The organism is Actinoallomurus purpureus (assembly GCF_024055795.1).
GTDB classification, from domain to species: Bacteria; Actinomycetota; Actinomycetes; order Streptosporangiales; family Streptosporangiaceae; genus Actinoallomurus; species Actinoallomurus purpureus.
In genome coordinates this window covers 190,361-205,579 of record NZ_JAMXMY010000008.1, presented here as the reverse complement: position 1 = coordinate 205,579, position 15,219 = coordinate 190,361, and the positions used below count along the sequence as shown (strand labels likewise).

Annotated in this window: 11 protein-coding genes; 7 read left to right on the top strand and 4 right to left on the bottom strand. The window is 69.4% G+C overall.

Features of this window, described 5'->3' with window-relative positions; translation table 11 throughout:
- Positions 1 to 37: 37 nt before the first annotated feature.
- The 5 genes from NE236_RS17220 (at position 38) to NE236_RS17200 (ending at position 8,309) form a co-directional block, all read left to right on the top strand.
- On the top strand, positions 38 to 721 hold the full coding sequence (locus tag NE236_RS17220; RefSeq protein ID WP_252843004.1) for a hypothetical protein: 684 nt from the start codon (positions 38 to 40) through the stop codon (positions 719 to 721).
- The gene (locus NE236_RS17215) at positions 709 to 1,638 is read left to right on the top strand and encodes a nucleoside triphosphate pyrophosphohydrolase (protein WP_252843003.1); all 930 of its coding nucleotides are present in this window, start codon (positions 709 to 711) and stop codon (positions 1,636 to 1,638) included. Before NE236_RS17220 ends, NE236_RS17215 begins: the two co-directional genes overlap by 13 nt.
- Before the next feature lie 81 nt (positions 1,639 to 1,719).
- Positions 1,720 to 3,927 (top strand): transglycosylase domain-containing protein, encoded by a 2,208-nt coding sequence (locus tag NE236_RS17210; protein WP_252843002.1) that lies wholly within the window; start codon positions 1,720 to 1,722, stop codon positions 3,925 to 3,927.
- 209 nt (positions 3,928 to 4,136) lie between these two features.
- The gene (locus NE236_RS17205) at positions 4,137 to 6,536 is read left to right on the top strand and encodes a penicillin-binding protein (RefSeq protein WP_252843001.1); all 2,400 of its coding nucleotides are present in this window, start codon (positions 4,137 to 4,139) and stop codon (positions 6,534 to 6,536) included.
- A gap of 252 nt (positions 6,537 to 6,788) precedes the next feature.
- Entirely contained in the window at positions 6,789 to 8,309 is a 1,521-nt protein-coding gene (locus NE236_RS17200) for an MFS transporter (RefSeq protein WP_252842999.1), read from the top strand.
- A gap of 81 nt (positions 8,310 to 8,390) precedes the next feature.
- Here the strand turns inward: NE236_RS17200 and NE236_RS44515 are convergent, their stop codons facing one another.
- The 4 genes from NE236_RS44515 to NE236_RS17180 form a co-directional block, all read right to left on the bottom strand.
- Complete coding sequence (locus NE236_RS44515) at positions 8,391 to 10,124, bottom strand: alpha/beta hydrolase-fold protein (RefSeq protein WP_252842998.1); 1,734 nt, start codon at positions 10,122 to 10,124, stop codon at positions 8,391 to 8,393.
- 196 nt (positions 10,125 to 10,320) lie between these two features.
- Entirely contained in the window at positions 10,321 to 11,232 is a 912-nt protein-coding gene (locus NE236_RS17190) for an ABC transporter permease (RefSeq protein ID WP_372494365.1), read from the bottom strand.
- Complete coding sequence (locus NE236_RS17185; RefSeq protein ID WP_252842997.1) at positions 11,222 to 12,001, bottom strand: ABC transporter ATP-binding protein; 780 nt, start codon at positions 11,999 to 12,001, stop codon at positions 11,222 to 11,224. The genes NE236_RS17190 and NE236_RS17185 overlap by 11 nt, the downstream gene beginning before the upstream one ends.
- A gap of 26 nt (positions 12,002 to 12,027) precedes the next feature.
- Complete coding sequence (locus NE236_RS17180) at positions 12,028 to 13,065, bottom strand: ABC transporter substrate-binding protein (RefSeq protein WP_252842996.1); 1,038 nt, start codon at positions 13,063 to 13,065, stop codon at positions 12,028 to 12,030.
- Positions 13,066 to 13,436: 371 nt separating this feature from the next.
- Between NE236_RS17180 and eno the strand changes: the two genes are divergently transcribed.
- The gene (eno, locus tag NE236_RS17175; protein WP_252842994.1) at positions 13,437 to 14,717 is read left to right on the top strand and encodes a phosphopyruvate hydratase; all 1,281 of its coding nucleotides are present in this window, start codon (positions 13,437 to 13,439) and stop codon (positions 14,715 to 14,717) included.
- Between the two features lie 12 nt (positions 14,718 to 14,729).
- Positions 14,730 to 15,152, top strand: coding sequence for an FtsB family cell division protein (locus NE236_RS17170; protein WP_252842993.1), 423 nt, complete (start codon positions 14,730 to 14,732; stop codon positions 15,150 to 15,152).
- Positions 15,153 to 15,219: the final 67 nt, after the last annotated feature.

The following is a 15,219-nucleotide window of genomic DNA, read 5'->3' as shown; positions in this document are numbered from 1 at the left end:
ACCGACGAGCCGTGGGCAACGAATGAGAAGGACGCCTGTGTTCCGTAAGCCGTTCAAGATCACCATCGGCGTGGTGCTCGCCGGTGCCGCGCTGACCGCCTGCGGTCCCATCAAGACGGGAGCGGCGGCCCTGGTCGGGAACGACCGCATCACGATCGCGAAGCTCAACGCGACGGTCGACGAGTGGTCCAAGGAGCTGCCGAAGTACCCCGCCGCGCAGCAGATCGCCCAGCAGGCGCAGGCCCAGGGGCAGCAGGTGCCCTTCGACCCGTCCTCGCCGCAGCGCAGCGCCCTCTACCAGCTCGTCGACATCAAGGTCTGGGAGGAGGTCGCCCGCAACGACGGCGTGAACGCCGGCGGCGGTCAGGTGGACGCGCTCATCGCGCAGAACGGCGGGATGGCCACCCTCGACGCCAACGTGCTCGCCCAGGGCCTGCCGACCAAGTACAGCCGCGACTACGCCAAGTCGGTCCTGCTCCGCCAGGAGCTCATGAAGCGGTACGGCGTCTCCACCGCGACCGACCAGCAGTCGCAGCAGCGGGCGCTGCAGCAGGTCGCCGGCAGTTACCAGCAGGCGGGGCGCCGTCTCAAGCTCGATGTCAACCCGCGGTACGGCTCCTTCGACTTCCAGCACATGGCCCTCGGCCCGGTCTGCCCCACCCTGTCCAAGCCGGACTCCGGCACGCCCACCACGAGCGGCGGAGTCTCGTGCCAGGGCTGACCTTCCTCGCCTCCTCGCCGCGGGTCGCGCCGGGACAGCTGACCTGGTCCGCATGGGAGACGTTGCGCTCGGCCGACCGGGTGCTCGCCGGCTCGGCCGAGCATCCACAGCTGCCGTACGCCCGCCAGGCCGGCGTGACGGTGGAGGTCGTCGAACCGGACGCCGCCACCCTGGTCCGCGAGGCGTCGTCCGGCACGGTGGTGTGGCTGGCCGACCCCGACGGTGACGAGGCGCTGATGCGCCAGGTCGGGTCCCTCCTCATCGGGCTGGACGAGCCGCCGCAGATCGAGGTCGTCCAGGGCGCGTACGACCTGCCCGGCGCGCGGTTCCTCGACCTCGTCGCCGTCATGGAGACGCTGCGCCGGGAGTGCCCCTGGGACCGTAAGCAGACGCACGCCTCCCTCGCGCCGTACCTGCTCGAGGAGGCGTACGAGGTCGTCGACACGATCGAGGGCGGCGACCTGGAAGCGCTGCGGGAGGAGCTCGGCGACGTCTTGATGCAGGTGGTGTTCCACGCGGAGGTGTCGCAGGACTTCTCCGTGGACGACGTGGCCGAGGGCATCGTCGAGAAGCTCGTCCGCCGGCATCCCCACGTGTTCGGCGACGTCACGGTCGCGGACGCCGACGAGGTCAACGCCAACTGGGACAAGATCAAGGCCGCCGAGCGCGGCGAGGACGCGTCGATCTTCCACGGCGTCCCGATGGCCCAGCCCGCGCTCTCACTCGCCGACCAGCTGCAGCGGCGCGCCGCCAAGGCCGGTGTGCCGGAGGAGCTTTTCGCCGACGAGGAGGTCGGCGCGGACCTGTTCGCGCTCGTCCGCCGACTCCGCGAGGAGGGCCGCGACCCCGAGGCCGAGCTCCGCGCCGCCGCCCGCCGTTTCCGCGACCGCGTCCAGGAACGAGAAGACTCTCCGTGACGAAGCCGGACCGCCGCTCCCACCTGTGACATGCTCTTCCCAGGTTTCCGATCACCGTCTGTATGGGGATGACCGCGAATTGTGGGGAAGGAATCAGGGAGGCGTTCGGCGAGGCTGACGGACCTGGTGCTCGCCGGGGTCGCCGCGGGAGTGCTGTCGGCCTGTCTCACGCTGCCGGTCGTGCTGCCCGCCGGCCTCGGCGTCAAAGCCGCCAAGCACTCCTTCGAGACGCTGCCCGGCGCGCTGGTCGCGCCGGTGCTTCCGCAGCGTTCGGTCATCCTGGCCGCCGACGGGTCGAAGCTCGCGACGTTCTACTACGAGAACCGGGTCGAGGTGCCGCTCGCCAATGTGGCTCCGATCATGCGTCAGGCGATCATCGCGATCGAGGACAGCCGCTTCTACCAGCACGGCGCGCTCGACGCCAAGGGCATCGTGCGGGCGCTGGTCGCCAACCTCAGCGCCGGGACCGTCATTCAGGGCGGGTCCACGCTCAGCCAGCAGTACGTCAAGAACGCCCTCGCCGAGACGGCGACCACCGCCGCGGGACGCCGTGAGGCGCTCGAACCCACCGCGGCCCGCAAACTCCGTGAGCTGCGGTTCGCCATCGGGCTGGAGAAGCGTTTCACCAAGGACCAGATCCTGGAGCGCTATCTCAACATCGCCTACTTCGGCGACGGCGCGTACGGCGTGGAGGAGGCGGCCCGCCACTACTTCCGGGTGCACGCCGCCGACCTGTCCCTCGAACAGGCCGCGACGCTCGCGGGGATCGTGCGGGCGCCGCAGACGTACGATCCGAACCTGCACCCGATGCGGGGCCGGGAGCGCCGCGACACGGTCCTCGAGCGCATGGCGGAGCTGAAAGTGATCACGCCGGCGCAGGCCGCCGACGCCAGGGCCCGGCCGCTCGGGCTGCGGATCACCGGCACGCCGAACGGCTGCGTGGAGAGCTCGGCGCCCTTCTTCTGCGACTACGTCCAGCGGGAGATCCTCGCCAACCGGGCCTTCGGGAAGACGGCCCAGGAACGCCGGTTCCTGCTGCAGCGAGGCGGCCTGCGGATCCATACCACGCTCCAACCTCGGATGCAGAAGGCCGCGCAGCGCGTCCTGAACCGCTATGTGCCGCCCGACAACAAGTCGGGTAAGGCCGCCGCCGAGGTCCTCGTACGGCCGGGGACGGGCGAGATCACGGCGATGGCCATCGACCGCAGGATGGGCGACAGCACGAGGCGCGGCACCCTGTGGGTGAACCTCGCCGCCGACTCCGACCACGGATCCAGTCTGGGCATGCAGGCCGGCTCGACGTTCAAGGTGTTCACGCTGGCGGCGGCACTGCAGAAGGGCATGGCGTTCGGTCACCAGCTCGACGCGCCGAAGTCGTTCGTTCCGACGGGTTTCCGGGACTGCGCCGGGCGGCGGGTCGGCGACCCGAGCGTCTCCCTCGGCAACGCGGGCGATGGTGAGGGCGGAAAGAAGTTCTCGCTGGTGACCGGCACGTGGCACTCGGTGAACACGTTCTTCCTCGAGCTGGAGCGCAAGGTCGGCCTGTGCGCGACGTACAAGATGGCCACCCGCCTGGGCATGCGCCGTGCCACCGGGCAGAAGCTCGAGCAGTATCCGTCGTTCACCCTGGGGTTCAACACCGTCTCGCCGCTGCGACTCGCGGCGGCGTACGCGGCGTTCGCGGCGCGTGGCCGCTACTGCCGGCCGATCGCGATCACGAGCATCGAGGGGCCGACCGGGTCCCTGCCGGTACCGCGCGCCAAGTGCCACCAGGCCATCGACAAGGACGTCGCCGACGCGGTCAGCCATGTGCTGCGGGGGGTGCTGACCAAGGGAACCGCCAAGGGCAACGACATCGGGCGTCCGGCGGCGGGCAAGACCGGCACGGTCGACAACTTCTCGGCCGCCTGGTTCGCCGGGTACACCCCGGACATGGCGAGCGCCGTCTGGGTCGGCGATCCACGCGGTGGATACAAGCATCCGCTGCGCGACGTGTGCCTGGGAGAGGGGTGTTACGGCCAGGTGTACGGCGCGGACGTGCCGGCGCCGATCTGGCGGGAGACGATGGAGGCGGCGCTCAAGGGAGTCCCGGAGCACGACTTCCACGGCCCGTCCGGCGAGTACTTCCGGGAGGGCGACGGCGAGGAGGAGGACAAGGACAAGGACAAAAACAAGGACAAGGACAAAGAGAAGGGCGACGATCAGAAGGAGTCCCGCGAGCCTGATGGTCGCAGATCGCAACGCTGGATCACCGACCTGCCGTTCGCCTGGCCGTGGAGAGGCTACTGACACGGCGTCCGGAGGCCGCCGGTTCAGCGGGCGGTTCAGCGGGCGGTTCAGCGGGCGGTTCAGCGGGCGGTTCAGCGGGCGGTTCAGCGGGCGGTTCAGCGGGCGGATCGGTCCTGGAATCTGGTTTCTTCGCCCTAAATGGTGGGCTCGGCGGCTTTTTGTTAGGCCAGTGAGATCCGTCCGAGGCCGGTTCGTCGTACGCTGACCCAGTGTCATCTGGGGTCAGCCCACAACGCAACGCCCTGAACATCATCGGGCGTCTCGCGGGCACCGGGGTCGTCGCCGGGGTGCTGGCGGCGCTCATCGCCTTTTCCACAGTCGGAATGGCCGGCGTCGGCGCGCGCAACGGCGCCAACTGGTTCGAGGCCATCCCGGGCGATCTGCGGACGCCGCCGGTGGCGCAGCGTTCCGTGATCCTCGCCGCCGACGGGTCGAAGCTGGCGACGTTCTACTACGAGAACCGCCTGGACGTGCCCCTGACCAAAGTGGCGCCGATCATGCGCAAGGCGATCCTCGCCATCGAGGACAGCCGCTTCTACCAGCACGGCGGGCTGGACTTCAAGGGCACGGTCCGCGCGCTGGCGAGCAACCTCGCCTCCGGTGAGGTCACGCAGGGCGGGTCGGGCATCACCCAGCAGTACATCAAGAACCTCCTCGTCGAGACGGCCGACAGTGACGCGGAACGGCGATCGGCCCGGGAGACGACGCCCGCGCGCAAGCTCCGCGAACTGCGGTACGCCGTGGCGATCGAGAAGCAGCTGACCAAGGACCAGATCCTCGAGCGTTACCTCAACATCGCCTACTTCGGCGACGGGGCGTACGGCGTGGAGGCCGCGGCCCGGCACTACTTCGGCAAGCCCGCCGCCCGGCTGTCCCTTCCCCAGGCGGCACTCCTGGCCGGCATCGTCCGCTACCCGTACGCCTACGACCCGATCGTCAACCCGAAGCTGGCCACGCAGCGGCGCAACACCGTGCTGCAGCGCATGGACGAGCTCGGCTGGATACCGGCCGAGACCGCGTCGACCGCCCAGCGAGCGGCCCTGGACCTGGACGTCACGTCCACGCCGAACGGCTGCGTGGAGAGTTCGGCGCCGTTCTTCTGCGACTACGTGGAGCGGGAGATCCTGGGAGACCCGGTCTTCGGGGCCACCGTGAAGGCGCGACGGCAACTGCTCCAGCGTGGCGGGCTGACCATCCATACGACCCTGGACCCCCGTATGCAGCGGGCGGCGCAGCACGCGGTCGACCATTACGTGCCGCCGAAGAACTCCAGCCACAAGGCGGCCGCCGAGGCGCTCGTGGAGCCGGGCACCGGCGAGGTGAAGGCCATGGTCGTCGACCGTGACCTGGGACCCGCCGAGAAGCGGGGCAAGACCTGGGTCAACTTCGCCGCCGACTCCGACCACGGCACCAGCATCGGCATGCAGGCCGGCTCCACGTTCAAGATCTTCACGCTGGCGGCCGCCCTGGACCAGGGCATGCCCTTCGGCCACCGCCTGTTGGCCCCCGACCACTACACGCCGACCGGGTTCCGCGACTGCGACGGCAAGCCGGTGAGCTCCACGGAGTCGCTGGGCAACGCCGCCGACGGCGAGGGCGGCCGGACGTTCAGCCTCGTCACCGGCACCTGGCACTCGGTCAACACCTTCTTCCTCCGGTTGGAGAAGCAGGTCGGCCTGTGCGACACGGTCAAGATGGCCGAGAAGCTCGGCATGCGCCGCGCCGACGGGTCGGCACTGCAGCAGTACCCCTCCTTCACACTCGGCTTCAACACGGTCTCGCCGGTGCGCCTCGCGGCGGCGTACGCGGCGTTCGCCGCGCGCGGCGAGTACTGCAAGCCGGTCGTCCTCACGAAGGTCACCGACATGGCCGGGCACCAGCTCAAGGTCCCGGGCGCCGACTGCCATCAGGCGATCGACAAGGGCGTCGCCGACGGGGTCAACCACGTGCTGCGCGGGGTGCTGACCCGCGGTACGGCCGCCGGCATGGGCATCGGCCGCCCCGCCGCGGGCAAGACGGGCACCGTCGACGGCTTCTCCTCCGCGTGGTTCGCCGGTTACACCCCCGACCTGGCGAGCGCGGTGTGGGTCGGCGACCCGCGCGGCGGCTACGCCCACCCGCTGCGCAACCTCTGCCTGGGCGGCCGCTGCTTCGGCGAGGTGTTCGGTGCGGACATCCCCGCTCCCATCTGGCGGGAGACGATGCTGGGCGCGCTGGAGGACGTGCCCGAGCACGACTTCCACCGCCCGCCGGACGACTACTACAGCGAGGGCTCCGGGGAGGACCGCGTCCACGTCCCCGACGTCCTCGGGCTCACCCCGTCGGCGGCCGCCTCGCAGCTGACCACGGCGGGCTTCGACGTGAGCTTCGGCCCGCGCGTCGCCTCCGACACCTACGCCAAGGGCACCGTCGCGCGCACGTCACCCGGCGCCGGCGCCTCGGTGGAACCGGGCACCACGGTGACCATCTACGTCAGCAAGGGCGCGAAGCAGGGACCGAAGCCTCCGATCGACCTGCCGCCGCCCGGAGGACAGGAACCGACGCCCCCGACCGGCGGGACGTCGCCTCCAGGTCTTCCTCCCGTGGGCCGGGTTCCCGACCACGTCTGATTCCCCGCGGGTCCCGCGGTGGGCGCATTCCGCGACGCCGTGAGCGCATAGGGACATACCGGGCTTGTGGCTTTTCTTGGCTGCATTATTCGCAGTCGGCGCGTTATGCCGCTTCCGGTGGGTCGGGCGGCCAGAGAGCGAGGAACCACTTCGGGAACCTCAGATCTCCCCGCAATCCCTTCACGGCGCAGCGGCGGCTTTCTATCGTGATCGACTCCTGACTCTACGCAACCACACGGCAAAGGAGACGACGTGGGCGCTTCCCCGCTACAGCCCACCGTGCGAAGCCTCGTGCCCGCTCGGATCGATCGGCTGCCCTGGTCCCGATTCCACACCCGCATGATTGCCGCCCTCGGCGTGGCCTGGGTGCTCGACGGGCTGGAGATCCAGATCGCCAGCATCGTCGGACCGGTGCTGCAACACGCCGGTACCCTGCACCTCAGCTCCCAGGAGGTCGGGTTCTCGGCGACCATCTACCTGATCGGCGAGGTGGTCGGCGCGCTGGTGTTCGGCCGGCTGTCCGACCGGCTCGGACGCCGCCGGCTGTTCATCGCCACCCTCGGGCTCTACCTGGTCGCCAACGGGCTGACCGCCTTCTCGTTCAACTACGCGATCTTCCTCGGGTTCCGCTTCATCGCCGGAATGGGCATCGGCGGTGAGTACGCGGCGATCCACTCCGCGATCGACGAACTGATCCCCGCGCGCTATCGCGGCCGGGTCGACCTGGCGGTCAGCGGGACCTACTGGTTCGGCGCGATCGTCGGGTCGCTGAGCGAGTACATCCTTCTCGACCACGGTCTGTTCCCCGACAACATCGGCTGGCGGGTCGGCTTCTTCATCGGCCCGGTGCTCGGGCTGGCGATCTGGGGCCTGCGGCGCACCCTCCCCGAGAGCCCACGCTGGCAGCTCGCCCACGGGCAGGCGGAAGAGGCCGAGAAGACCGTCGCGCTGATCGAACGCGAGATCGAGGCCTCAGGCCGCACTCTCGAGCCGGTCGACCCGGACCGGTACATCGAGGTGCGCCCGCAGGAGCCGGTCTCGTTCACCCAGGTCGCGCGGACGCTGTTCCGGGAGTACCCGTCGCGGTCGCTGCTCGGGGCCACGCTGATGATCAGCCAGTCGTTCCTCTACAACGCGATCTTCTTCACGTACGGTCTGGTGCTCAAGCACTTCTACGGGGTCTCCGACCACGCCGTCGCGAAGTACTTCTTCGCGTTCGCCGCCGGTAACCTCCTCGGCCCGCTGCTCATGGGACGGCTGTTCGACACGGTCGGCCGCAAGCAGATGATCGCCGGGACGTACCTCGTGTCCGGAGCGCTCCTGGCGGTCAGCGGCTACCTGTTCAAGATCGGATCGCTGACGGCGTTCACCCAGACGGCGCTCTGGACGGTGATCTTCTTCATCGCCTCGGCGGCGGCCAGTTCGGGCTACCTCACCGTGAGCGAGATCTTCCCGATGGAGCTGCGGTCCCAGGCGATCGCGCTGTTCTTCGCCATCGCCCAGCTCTTCGGGGCGCTCGGACCGGTGATCTTCGGCGCCCTGATCGGGGACCAGGACCACCCGGACCGGGGCAAGCTGTTCATCGCCTACCTGATCGCGGCGGGCGTCATGGCCGTCGCGGGAGTCGTCGCGGCGATCTGCGGCGTACGGTGCGAGGGCGCCTCCCTGGAGGACATCGCCGCCCCGCTCAGCTCGATCCGCAACGCACCCGAAAAGCTCGCCGAGCAGCTGGACGACCTGGAGCCCGGCGCCGGGGCCGCCCCGGCGATCTGACGGCGTCCGGTCCCGCACCGGAGGACTCCGGCGCGGGACCGGACCGCGGGTCGTGAGATGCGGTCAGCGGGGTCAGCGCGGTCAGCGGGGGAGGCCGACCGACTTCTCCGGAGGCACGATGACGCCGCCCGACGGGTTCAGGCGGGCCTTGGCCGCCGGGCCGCGCCAGCCGCCGAGGTCGGTGCCGGGCGGGGCGTGGCGGGCGATGTAGTCGGCGTACACCGTGAACCACTCCTGCGCGGTGTAGGGCGACCAGCCGTGCTGCTTCGCCCGGCCGTACACGAACGTCGCGTCCGCGGTGGGCCCCGTGCGCGCGTCGAGGGTCTGCTGCAGCAACTGCACGGCGTCGTTGAGGAAGTAGGTGTCGGTGTCGCCGACGTAGACGTAGATCCTGCCCTGGAGCCTCGGCCCCAGCACCGGCCACTCGGCGGCGAGCTTGGCGCTCAGGTCCATCGGCCTCCACCGCGCGGTGACGGTGGGATCGATCGCTCCCGTCCGCTTGTTCCAGGCGAGCGCCGGATAGCCGTCCGCGCCACGCGGGCCGTACACCGCCTCCCAGATCGCCCAGGCGCCTCCGGACCGGTCGCGGTCGCCGCGCGCCAGCTCCCAGAGGTTCTCCTGCGCCATCACGTAATCGGTGTCCCCGGCGACGTTCCGGCTGTCCGGGCGCGGCGTGTGGTCCCAGTCGCGAATCGTGTCGTAGGCGTTCGCGTCGCCGTACACGTTGACGATCTGGTGGCGGTGGAAGTCGACGGGATCCGGATACCCGGCGAACGTTCCGCCGTAAACGTCCGGGTAGAAGACCTGACTCGCGAGCGCCTCCCAGCCGCCCGTCGAACCGCCCGCGGTGATCCGCGCCCACGGTGCCGCGATCGTGCGGAAACGGGCATCGATGGCGGGGATCAGCTCCTTGGTCGTCGCGTCGCCGTACGGGCCGAGGTTCGCGGAGTTCACCACGTACGAGGAGTCGTAGAAGGGGTTCTCCTCGCGTACCTCCACGCTGATGAACCGCGGTGCGGCGCCGGACATCCACCACTTGGAGAAGGCGTTGCCCTGGTCCTCACGGAAGCCGTGCGGTGCGTTCGTCGTGAAGTGCGCGAAGTGGAACTCGACCGGGTAACGCGTGTCGCCGGAGGCGTCGTAGCCGGCGGGGAGCAGCACGTTCGCGCCGACGTACATCGGCTGCCCCCAGAACTTCGACAGCCGCGGGCTGAGGATCTTGACGTGTTTGACCTGCGGCGTGTCCGCGGGGTTGCCCTGCTGGCAGGTGCCGCCGGCCGGCACCGGCTGGGCCGGTGCGATCACGTGGTCCAGGTCCAGCCGGATCGTTCCCGAGCGCCTCGGCTCGACGTCGATCGTCTTCGGCGTGCCGTACATGTTGCCGGGCGAGTTGAACAGGTCCTGGCCGTCGCCGCACGGCATGTGGAGTTTCACGGTCGAGCCGTCCGAGCGGCGGAACGTCGTGTAGACGTTGAAGAACGCCTGCACCGTGTAGCGCCCCGCCGGCAGGTCGCGCAGCCGTTCCAGCGGATAGCCGTAGGCCCGCCCGTCCACGTACGCGGTGCTGCCGGGCCGCAGGCCGTCGACGTCCCGGCCCCAGAAGGGCACGCCGCCGGTGATGTCGATCTGCTCACGCGGCTCCGGGGTCTCCTTGCGGGAGACGACGACGTACACGCGACCGTCCGTGGCGGCCTGCCGGAGGGACGAGGGAAACGACACGGCGAACCGCAGTGACGGATGCGCGTCATCGGCGGCCGCCGTTCCGGTCCCCGCCAGCAGCATCAGGCCGACCACGCCGATGACACGAGCCCGCACGGGCGTGCCTCCTCTGATCAACTTCGAGGTTACGGCGTGGACGATGTCACGAATACGGCCGCTACGGAATAAGTGATCGGTGCATTGCCGGTACTTGGCCGGTACAGGCCGGGTGCCGGTTCAGTCGTTTATGGCGTTTCCTCTGCTTGCGCGCGCCGACGGCTCGGTACGGGTGCGGACTCGGGACTCGGACGGTTCAGGATGGGTCAAGGCCGCGCCGGGCGCGCAGGGCGCGGTCGGCGGCGGAGAAGAGCCGGTCGATCACGATCCCGATCACCAGGATCACGATCATGATTGCGATCATGTCGGGGGCGTCGATGTTCTCCCGGGCGTACTCCAGGCGGACGCCGAGCGAACTGTGGTGGCCGATGATCACAAGGAGCTCGCCCGCCATCAGGCTGCGCCAGGCGAACGCCCAGCCCTGCTTGAGTCCCGTCACGAACGCCGGAAGCGACGCGGGCAGGATCAGGTGCCGGTACAGCGCGAAACCGCGCAGCCCGAGGATCTTCCCCGCGCGCAGCAGGATCGGCGGGGTGTAGTCGACGCCGGCGATCAGCCCGTTGGCGATCGACGGCGCCGCGCCCAGCACGATGACGAACATGATCGCGCTCTCGCTGAGCTGGAAGAGCAGGATGGCGAGCGGGAACCAGGCGATCGAGGGCATCGTCTGCAACCCCGTGATCAGCGATCCGAACGCCACCCGCAGGAACCGCACCCGCGACACCACGGCGCCGATCGCCGCCCCGACGACGATCGCGAGCGCGAAGCCGATCACGGCCCGGCGCATCGTCAGGCCCAGCCCCGACCAGAAGGCCGGCTCGCTCAGATCCTTGCCCAGCTGCGGGAAGACCTGCGCCGGGCCCGGGAGGACGTACGTCGGTTTCCAACCGCTGAGCACGACGATCTCCCAGACGCCGATCGCGATGGCGATCGCGGCGAGCACCGGCCACGCCGATGCCCATATCCGCCGCAGAGGGCCCGGCCGGGAGCGCGCCGCCATCTCCAGCGCGTCCAGGCCCGCGATCTGACGGTCGAGCACGTTCGTCACGGCCGAGGGCGGTGAACCCGGCACCACCGATCCGACGATGTTGGCGATGTCACGATCCATGACGGCCGACCTCCTCACGGAGCCGATCGGTGATCTGTCCGGCCAGCGTCGCGACGTCCCCGGAATCGATTCGCCGCGGGCGGTCCAGCAGCACGGGGAACTCCTCGACGACCCGGCCGGGACGGCTGGACAGCAGGACGACCCGATCGCCGAGACGCACCGCCTCGCGCACGTTGTGCGTCACGAACAGCACGGTCAGGGCGCGCTCGGAGCAGATGCGTTCGAGCTCGTCGTGGAGCAGGTCACGCGTCATCGCGTCGAGCGCGCCGAACGGCTCGTCCATCAGAAGCACGTCACTGTCCTGGGCGAGCGCCCGGGCGATGGCCACCCTCTGGCGCATGCCACCGGACAGCTCGTGCGGCCGTTTCCGGCCGAAGTCCCCGAGGTGCACGGCCTCCAGCAGTTCGGCCGCGCGCCGACGGCGTTCGGCCTTCGGCACGCCCCGTGTGCGCAGGGCCAGCTCGACGTTGCCGGCGGCGGTCAGCCAGGGGAACAGGGCGGGCTCCTGGAACATCAGGCCCACCCGCGCACCGCCGACGTCGACCGTGCCCAGCGTCGGCCGATCCAGCCCGGCGACCACCGACAGCAGCGTGCTCTTACCGCACCCCGACGCGCCCAGGATGCAGACGAACTCCTTCGGAGCCACCGACAGCGACACCTTGTCGAGCGCCAGGAGTGCGCCGTCGCCGGTGCCGTACGCCTTCGATACACCGTCGATCCGCACCGAAGGAGCGGTCGTACGCTGTGGATCCCTTGTCGTCACAGCCATGTCTTCTCCCTCAGACGAGCGTGCCGTCAGGATTCGCTCACCGCCGGTCGGCCCTTGGCCTTCAGAACCTCGTTCAGCGGGCCGAGATCGTAGATGCCCTTCAGATCGACATGATCGAGGAGCCCGACCGCCTCGGCGTGCTGGGCGCTGGCCTTCAGCGACGATGCGATGGGGTCGCTGGTGAAGGTCACATTCTTGAACGTCGCGTCCAGGGCGGCCTGCTTGAGCGGCTTGCCGGTCAGGGAGCCCAGTTCGGTGTTGGCGGCCTGCTCCGCGCCGGCCTTGTCGGAGTTGATGTAGTCGGTCGCCTCGACCTGTGCCTCGAGCAGCTTCTTCACCAGGGCGGGGTGCTTCTTCAGGAACTCGGTACGAACGATCAGGTTGGTGATCACGAACTTGCCGCCGGGCCACAGCGACGCCTCGTCGACCAGCTTCTTGCCCTTGCTCTCCAGGACGAGCCGGGAGGCGTACGGCTCCGGCACCCACGCGCCGTCGATCTGGCCCTGAGCGAACGCCTGCAGAGTCTGGGAGTTGTCCTGGGGGACGACATGGACGTCGCCGCCGCCGGCCTTGTCCGTCTTGAGGCCCTGCTGTTTGAGCCAGTAGCGCAGGGCCACGTCCTGGGTGTTGCCGAGCTGCGGCGTTGCGATCTTCTTGCCGCGCAGATCGGCGGCGGACTTGATGGACGGCTTGACGATCAGGGCGGCACCGCCGCTGGCCGCTCCGGAAATGATCTTTATGGCCTGGCCGTGTGATTTCACGAAGGCGTTGATCGCCGGGTTGGGTCCGACGTACGTCGCGTCCACCGCCCCGGAGAAGACCGCCTCGGTGGCGGCCGGACCGGCGTTGAAGGTGAGTGTCTTCGGTGCCTTGCCGAGGTGCTTGGCGAAGATCCCTTTTTGCACGCCGACGAGCGCCGTGGCGTGCGTGATGTTCGGGAAGAAGCCGAGTCTGACGACGGTGTCGTCGCTTGAGGATGCGTTGCCCTTGTCGCTGCCACACGCGGTGAGCAGCCCGGTGCCGGCGAGGATGGCAAGGCCGAAGGCAGCGAACCGCGGTTGCATTGCGACTCCCACATTGTCGATCGAACAGGTGTGTTTGATTGCCTAAGTAGACAAGGCAGACGAAGCGAGCGTCAAGTCGGTGACATAAGGGTGTAACCGTGCGACTACCGGGCGAAGATCCCGCAGATGGGTGCGCGATCCAACAATCCGGTCGGCGGGGGTTGGGAGAGGGACCTGGAGGGCCGGTGGAGGAGGCCTCAACGGGCTTCGCGTCGGGCGTGTCCGAGGAGAAGTCGGTCGGAGCCGGAACGGCTCCGTGGGCGGCCAGGCGGGCGAGAAAGGCGGAAGGGGGGTGGCGTTGCACGGCCGTCACGCCCCGGGCGGCTAGGCTCAGGGGTCGAAACGTTTGGTAGTGATCACAAGGAGCTCAAGTGTCGTCGATCGATGCCGTACACGCTCGGGAGATCCTCGACTCGCGTGGTAATCCCACCGTCGAGGTTGAAGTGCTGCTCGACGACGGCAGCGAAGCGCGCGCCGCCGTACCGAGCGGCGCCTCGACCGGCCAGTTCGAGGCGGTGGAACTACGCGACGGCGGCGAGCGGTACAACGGCAAGGGCGTCGAGAAGGCCGTGCTCGGCGTGCTCGATGAGATAGCCCCCGAACTCCTCGGTTACGACGCTGACGACCAGCGCCTCATCGACCAGGCGCTCATCGACCTCGACGGCACCCCGGACAAGTCCCGCCTCGGCGCGAACGCCATCCTCGGCGTCAGCCTGGCGGTGGCCAAGGCGGCGGCGAAGGCGGCGAACCTCCCGCTGTTCCGCTACGTCGGCGGGCCCAACGCCCACCTGCTGCCGGTGCCGATGATGAACATCCTCAACGGCGGTGCCCACGCCGACACCAACGTCGACATCCAGGAGTTCATGATCGCGCCGATCGGCGCGTCGACGTTCAGCGAGGCGATCCGCTGGGGCGCGGAGACGTACCACGCGCTCAAGTCCGTGCTCAAGGGGCGCGGGCTGGCGACCGGCCTCGGCGACGAGGGTGGCTTCGCGCCCGAGCTGCCGAGCAACCGCGACGCCCTCGACCTGATTCTCGAGGCCGTCCAGCGAGCCGGGTTCCGGCCGGGTGCCGACATCGCGCTCGCCCTGGACGTGGCCGCGACGGAGTTCCACTCCGAGGGCACGTACGAGTTCGAGGGAGCCAAGCGGTCCGCCGAGGAAATGGCGTCCTACTACGCCGAGCTGCTCGACGCGTACCCGCTGGTCTCCATCGAGGACCCCCTGTCCGAGGAGGACTGGCCCGGCTGGAAGGCGCTCACCGACGCCGTCGGGTCCCGGGTCCAGATCGTCGGCGACGACCTGTTCGTCACCAACCCCGAGCGACTGCAGCGCGGAATCGACGCCGGCTCGGCCAACGCACTGCTCGTCAAGGTCAACCAGATCGGCACGCTGACCGAGACCCTCGACGCGGTGACCCTCGCGCACATGAACGGCTTCCGCACGATGATGAGCCACCGTTCCGGCGAGACCGAGGACACCACGATCGCGGACCTCGCGGTGGCCGCCGGATGTGGCCAGATCAAGACGGGTGCCCCGGCGCGAAGCGACCGGGTGGCCAAGTACAACCAGCTGCTGCGCATCGAGGAGCTCCTGGACGACGCCGCGCGGTTCGCCGGAGCGGCGGCGTTCCCCCGGTTCCGCTGGGAGTGAGACAACGCTCCGATGGCCGAGGAGAAGCGGCGACCGCCTGAGCGGAACGCCAAGGAGATGCGGCGGGCTCATCTGACGAGCCGCGCCGCGATCCTGGCGGTCGTCGCATGCGCCATCGCCCTGAGCCTCGCCTACCCCGTCCGGGAGTACATCGCCCAGCGTCGGGAGATCGCCCAGCTACGCGTGCAGCAGCGAGTGGCGCAGGCTCAGGTCGAGCAGCTGTCCCAGCAGAAGCAGCGGCTCGGCGACGAGTCCTACATCAAACGCGAGGCACGCCGTCGGCTGCACATGTGCGATCCGGGCGCGAAGTGCTATGTGGTGCTGGGCGAAGGGCAGAGCGGAGGCCAGGACGCCGCCCACCAGCGCCGACCGCCGACTCCGCCCTGGTATGTCACGCTGTGGCGGTCGGTGGACGCGGCCAACCGTCGTCGTTGACCGCATACGGTGGCCTGGCGGATGGGCCTGGTCGACCGCATACGGTGGGCCCGGCGAATCGTCCTTG